Genomic DNA, 4706 nt, shown 5'->3' on the forward strand with positions numbered 1-4706 from the left:
TATACATTATGCGAAGTGTGCTGTTGACGCTCCTGTGCGCCCTGGCGGCCTATCAATGCTGGTCCCTCCACAGGAAGCGGACCGGATGACGATAGACACCTACGAACGCGTAGACCTGACCGGCCCTTGGGCCGGTTTTGGTTTCCAGGGACACCGATTCTTCACTCCCGAAGGCCACGACATAGAGCCATGCGATATGCGGTACTGGGCGCTGACGTGCGCCATAGCACGCGAGTGGTCAATGATGATGTCCATCGAGAGAAACGCGCGATCGGCGAATCCGCGAAAGCCTACTGCCACAAGGGTTCCGGGGTCTCGTTTGTCTCGAGGCGCCGAAGTGATCTACCTGCGGGACGTGCTCCGGCGCAGGCGTGAAAAGCGGTCTTCAGTGGTGGCTGATGCGGGGTCCGCCGATAGATCACGGGTGGTCCGGCAAACACGTGGGCCACGAGGTCCACGGCGCGGGTGAGGCGTTATCCGTAGGGGCTCTGCCCCTACACCCCTACAATCGCCGGATTCTCACGGAGGCGATGATGGACAAGGCAGGCTGGCAGATCTCGACGTTCATAGCAGGGCTGGCGCTGGTAGGCACCACGTTCGGACTGGTGGCCAACAAGAGCGCACTGACGCAAGAGAGAAACGATAGGCAACCCTGCCCGCCTCCTACGGTCGAAACGCACGTCATCACTGAGACGCAGAACCTAGAGTTGCCGAAAGACGTGATGTATTGGCCGGACACCGTGCGATGCCAGGGCGGCCGCTTGCTGATCAAGACAGAACATGGCTTTGAATCACTGACGCGCCAAGGCTCCGCGATGCGTTGCGACCAACCTTAAGCCTTGTTTCGTGATGCATCACGAAATTACATTTCCAGGGTTGTTGCCCTCGTATACGTCTGAGTCTGGTAGCCAGGCGATTCGGGGAACGTGCCCTGCGACCTGATCTGCTTCTGCAGCAATGCCGCTGGAACAGCATGTGAGGCGCCAGGCACGGCGCCGGGTTGCGAGTGCTCTGATTGAGCAGCTTCGGCGACGGTGCGCGTAGCGACACGCTCAGGAGCCTTGAACGGGTTGTATGGCTCGCCATTGCGGGCAATCTCCCTGCAGACGTCATCGCGCATCGGCACACGCGTGTTCTGCTCGGTCACACAACGGCAGCTGTTCGCCGTGCTCATGCAATACACGTGAGGATCCGACACGATCGGCCTGGCCATGTACGCCGGCGCTGACCAGGGCACGTCCTGAACCTGTGGCGTGATGGCGGCGACGTAGTCACTTCCTGTCTGCATGCTGGGGCGACCAGGCGCAGAGGTCGCAGCAGGGGTAGCACTGCCGGTGCGCGTCGACGTAGTCGCCGCGAGCCCGGCAGAGCCACCCTGCTGCTTCGCAGCGTCAATGTCGCTATAGGCACGCTTGAACAGGAAGAACCACGCACCACCCAGCAACAGCGCGCCCGTGCAGCCGATCAGAATGGCCTTCTTGACCAAGGCCGGCATGCGGTACTTGATCGTGTGATCACTGTTCGCAGACACATACATCTTGCCGGCAGTCTCGATAGGAAACTTGAAGGTCTCGCTATCGGCCTTGGAGCGACCACGCGGGCTACGAGGATCCTCCATGATTTCATCACTACGAAACAGCTTCGACGACAGCTTGCCGGACTCGCGCAGCAAGTGCTCATGGCAACCCACCAAATCCTTGATGTGGCTGTCCAGGTACTTGGGATGCTGGGTGAGCAGCACCATGCGAACACCCTCCTCGCCTCGCATCGTGTTCATCGCCTTGAGGTAGTCGGGTGCATACCCTGCCCGCCTTTCACCAAACCACTTCTGCGCCTCATCGACGAAGAGAATGGCGCCTGCAGGCAGCTCCTGCCACTTGCGCGGATCCTCCCAATCAATCACGCCAGGAACGGCCAACCCCTTGAAACCGGATTGGTAGACCTTCTCGCCTTCTTTGATGGCCTCGTTCATCAGGTTGACGCTACGCAAGGTCTTGCCACTGCCGAGAATGCCAGTGATAAGAGACATGGCCGCTGTTTTATAGATGGTCATACCACGTCCCGCTTGCGAAGGAATAAGCGCTCAGTGCCCTTGAAGCCGTAGGCGCTAAGAATGATGGAGACGGCAACATCGATGCCGATCGCGTGCAGCCACCCTGCGATATTTCCGGGCATGGACTGCCACTTGACCATCGCCCAATCAAGCAGCGGTTGCAGAATGAGCGCGTAGCTGCCGAATCCAATGCCAAGACCGATAAAGGTCTTCGTGACCCAGCGCGCTGCCTTCTCGATGACCAGCTTGGAAAGCCAGACGCCAAGACCCTCAGTGAAAAGACTCATTAGGACCCCCTGATAATGGATAACGCGACAAGCGTTGCAGCTGCGATGATGAGGATGCGCAGCACAGGTAGAAAATCTAGAACCTGCTGCGGCATCTGGAATTTCTGGCCTTCGATTTCGAAGTCGTAGCCCAGCCCGCCAGAGCCGCCGCCATAGGCGACGAGGCCCTCATTGAGCTTTGGACCGTCGCCCTTCTCTTCGAGCAGGATAGAGCCTTTGCCATCATCGCCGTCACCGGTTCCGGCAAGGCCTTCAACGCCTTTTTGCAGCGCCTCGCCATTGCAGCGCATGCGCCACTGCTGGAGCAGCTGCGCGTACTGCTCTGCCTTGCAGCTGTTGCCAGCACACACAGGCACATCGCCCGCATCGCATGTGCTGCCCTTACTAATCTCGTTCTGGGTGGTGTTGCATTGCGTTTTCCAGGTGAATTTCAAATGCAGGCACTTGAGGGTGTCACCTGTACACATGGGCGCAACGGTGCAGTTACCGCTATCGGAAGCGGAGTCCTTATCGTCGTCCTTGCCGTCATCGCTGCTGCCCGTGCCTGGCTTGCCGTTGCCTGAGGTATTGCCACTGCCATCGGCATTGTTATCACCGGTCGAGTTTTTCTGAGTGCCGCCAGGCACGCTTGAGAAGTTGGTGACGTTGTAGGTCTTGCACGTATTGTTGACGCATGCGGTCTGCTGATGGCCCTCGGTGCGTTGCCAGTCCTTGTCTGGAATTTTGATATCGGGCGGCGTCACCGGATCGCCCTTTGGAGATTTCACCTGTGCATCGTTGGCGTCTGTTTTTTTACCGGTTTCGGCGGGCTTCCAGCAAAAAGTTTTACCGGTTGATGAAGTGGCGCAGGTGTCGCCATTGGACTTGACACATGCAGTCTGATTGCTACCAAGAGCAGTGCACTCAGGTGGCTTAGGTTTGGTGGCATCTTCCTTTTCCTGATTCACCTCACCAATGTCGTTGCTTGGCTTGGCAGCCACGCACACTTCACCGCTATACATGCGATCCGTCATGCCATACACCTTGACAGCGCCATTGGCCTGACTAAAACGGTTGCCAAGCACCGAACACCCACCGAAACACGACGGCGCTTCTGTATAGCTCAGCGCCGCATCTGCAAGTGGCGTGGCATTGCGATCAGAGCAGGACTTGGCCTCAGGCCATCCTCGCGCTACACGCGCCACCAACTGATTCTGGGATGCCCAAATGATGCGGTATACCAGCGTCCTGCTGGACATGTTGACTTCGGTCGGGCCTTCAATCCGAAGATTGTTGGAAGCAACACCTCCGATCCCCTGAGCCTTGATCTTGTTGGCAGCGCTGTAACCGCCAGCAGCGGCTTCGCCCTGATCACCACACATCACCACTGAACCGTCATCACTCAGATCGTTAAAGCAGTCTGCACGTGCATTGCCGATACCCAGCGCAGCGAACACCAGGGCTACGATGACGTAGGCGATACGGCGAACAATCGCGCGCGCGAAATAGCGAGTTATCCAGCCCATTACATCCTCGCAGCGACAGAAGTGAGAATGACCCACCACGCCAACATCACAAGACCTTCCATTGCGTTTCCCCGATAAAAAAGGGGAGGTCGCCCTCCCCTGTTGCTCAATCAGATCAGCAGATCCGCGCCTTACTTCTTAATGATGCCGGCAGCGCGCATGCCCCACACGGCGGCGGCCATTGCCAGAATGATCACGACAGCGAACCCAGCGTAGGTCGCGATCTTGGTGGTGATGGTGGCGGGATCGAACGTCGCCTCCTGCGCGAATGCCAGGGACGGCAACATAGAGACGGTGCCGACCATGCCAACGGCGCGAGCCTTAGCGGACGAAGCAAGCGCCTTGGCGCGGTAGATCAGGGACTCACGGTTCTTACGGTTCATTTCAACTCTCTCTCTTCAGGTGGGAATAGCAGGCGTTTTGCGACGGCGACGATCATCACTGAGGTGAAAAACGCCGCGCCGACCTCGTTGGCCTGGTCAACGGTGGGTAGGTAATGCGTCCAGTCGGATTGATCCAACCAGACCTCTTGCGTGCACTGGCCCGAGCCTTCATCGAAGGTGACGCATGTGAGGACGCGGGCCATGTCTTACGCGATCCGCGCCGCAGGCTGAACAGCCTTGGCGGTCGAATCGGCAACGAGGCGAATGCGACGGCCGAACTCGAGGCCACCGTATTTGTTGTTCTGCATGGACTTGGGATCAATGACGTAAAAACCTTCGACGTATGGCGCTTGATCTTCGTCAAGGCTGATGGTGAAAGGCAGCGGGAAATCGCCCTCACGCAACACGGCGGCGGTCTGCTCGCGGAAGTGCGTTGCAGGCTTGCCATCGCGAGCGGGAAACGAACGGATGGCGACAG

At 58.4% G+C, this 4706-nt stretch carries 8 protein-coding genes; 2 read left to right on the forward strand and 6 right to left on the reverse strand.

Annotation, left to right across the window (positions count from 1 at the left end):
- Nucleotides 1-85: 85 nt before the first annotated feature.
- Together J7396_RS21770 and J7396_RS21775 are read left to right on the forward strand one after the other, a co-directional pair.
- On the forward strand, nucleotides 86-469 hold the full coding sequence (locus tag J7396_RS21770; protein ID WP_209262117.1) for a DUF3653 domain-containing protein: 384 nt from the start codon (nucleotides 86-88) through the stop codon (nucleotides 467-469).
- Between the two features lie 64 nt (nucleotides 470-533).
- Nucleotides 534-836, forward strand: coding sequence for a hypothetical protein (locus tag J7396_RS21775; RefSeq protein WP_046932276.1), 303 nt, complete (start codon nucleotides 534-536; stop codon nucleotides 834-836).
- Nucleotides 837-862: 26 nt separating this feature from the next.
- On the opposite strand, the gene J7396_RS21780 is transcribed toward J7396_RS21775, so the two are convergent.
- The 6 genes from J7396_RS21780 to J7396_RS21805 form a co-directional block, all read right to left on the reverse strand.
- Nucleotides 863-2053, reverse strand: coding sequence for a zonular occludens toxin domain-containing protein (locus J7396_RS21780; protein WP_209262118.1), 1191 nt, complete (start codon nucleotides 2051-2053; stop codon nucleotides 863-865).
- Complete coding sequence (locus J7396_RS21785) at nucleotides 2050-2340, reverse strand: DUF2523 family protein (RefSeq protein WP_046932250.1); 291 nt, start codon at nucleotides 2338-2340, stop codon at nucleotides 2050-2052. The genes J7396_RS21780 and J7396_RS21785 overlap by 4 nt, the downstream gene beginning before the upstream one ends.
- The gene (locus J7396_RS21790; RefSeq protein WP_209262119.1) at nucleotides 2340-3845 is read right to left on the reverse strand and encodes an A coat protein; all 1506 of its coding nucleotides are present in this window, start codon (nucleotides 3843-3845) and stop codon (nucleotides 2340-2342) included. Before J7396_RS21790 ends, J7396_RS21785 begins: the two co-directional genes overlap by 1 nt.
- A gap of 131 nt (nucleotides 3846-3976) precedes the next feature.
- Nucleotides 3977-4228, reverse strand: a complete 252-nt coding sequence (locus J7396_RS21795; RefSeq protein ID WP_046932247.1) for a hypothetical protein — start codon at nucleotides 4226-4228, stop codon at nucleotides 3977-3979.
- Nucleotides 4225-4431 (reverse strand): hypothetical protein, encoded by a 207-nt coding sequence (locus tag J7396_RS21800; RefSeq protein ID WP_046932246.1) that lies wholly within the window; start codon nucleotides 4429-4431, stop codon nucleotides 4225-4227. Before J7396_RS21800 ends, J7396_RS21795 begins: the two co-directional genes overlap by 4 nt.
- A gap of 3 nt (nucleotides 4432-4434) precedes the next feature.
- A partial coding sequence (locus J7396_RS21805; RefSeq protein WP_209262120.1) for a single-stranded DNA-binding protein occupies nucleotides 4435-4706 on the reverse strand: 272 nt, incomplete at its 5' end.

This window comes from Xanthomonas sp. A1809, assembly GCF_017746015.1.
In the GTDB taxonomy this organism is placed as follows: domain Bacteria; phylum Pseudomonadota; class Gammaproteobacteria; order Xanthomonadales; family Xanthomonadaceae; genus Xanthomonas; species Xanthomonas euvesicatoria.

What these genes read in the sequence shown, in the direction of transcription:
- J7396_RS21770 (WP_209262117.1), top strand. Translation starts at nt 86, where the DNA reads ATGACGATAGACACCTACGAACGCGTAGACCTGACCGGCCCTTGGGCC.
- J7396_RS21775 (WP_046932276.1), top strand. Translation starts at nt 534, where the DNA reads ATGGACAAGGCAGGCTGGCAGATCTCGACGTTCATAGCAGGGCTGGCG.
- J7396_RS21780 (WP_209262118.1), bottom strand. Translation starts at nt 2,053, where the DNA reads ATGACCATCTATAAAACAGCGGCCATGTCTCTTATCACTGGCATTCTC.
- J7396_RS21785 (WP_046932250.1), bottom strand. Translation starts at nt 2,340, where the DNA reads ATGAGTCTTTTCACTGAGGGTCTTGGCGTCTGGCTTTCCAAGCTGGTC.
- J7396_RS21790 (WP_209262119.1), bottom strand. Translation starts at nt 3,845, where the DNA reads ATGGGCTGGATAACTCGCTATTTCGCGCGCGCGATTGTTCGCCGTATC.
- J7396_RS21795 (WP_046932247.1), bottom strand. Translation starts at nt 4,228, where the DNA reads ATGAACCGTAAGAACCGTGAGTCCCTGATCTACCGCGCCAAGGCGCTT.
- J7396_RS21800 (WP_046932246.1), bottom strand. Translation starts at nt 4,431, where the DNA reads ATGGCCCGCGTCCTCACATGCGTCACCTTCGATGAAGGCTCGGGCCAG.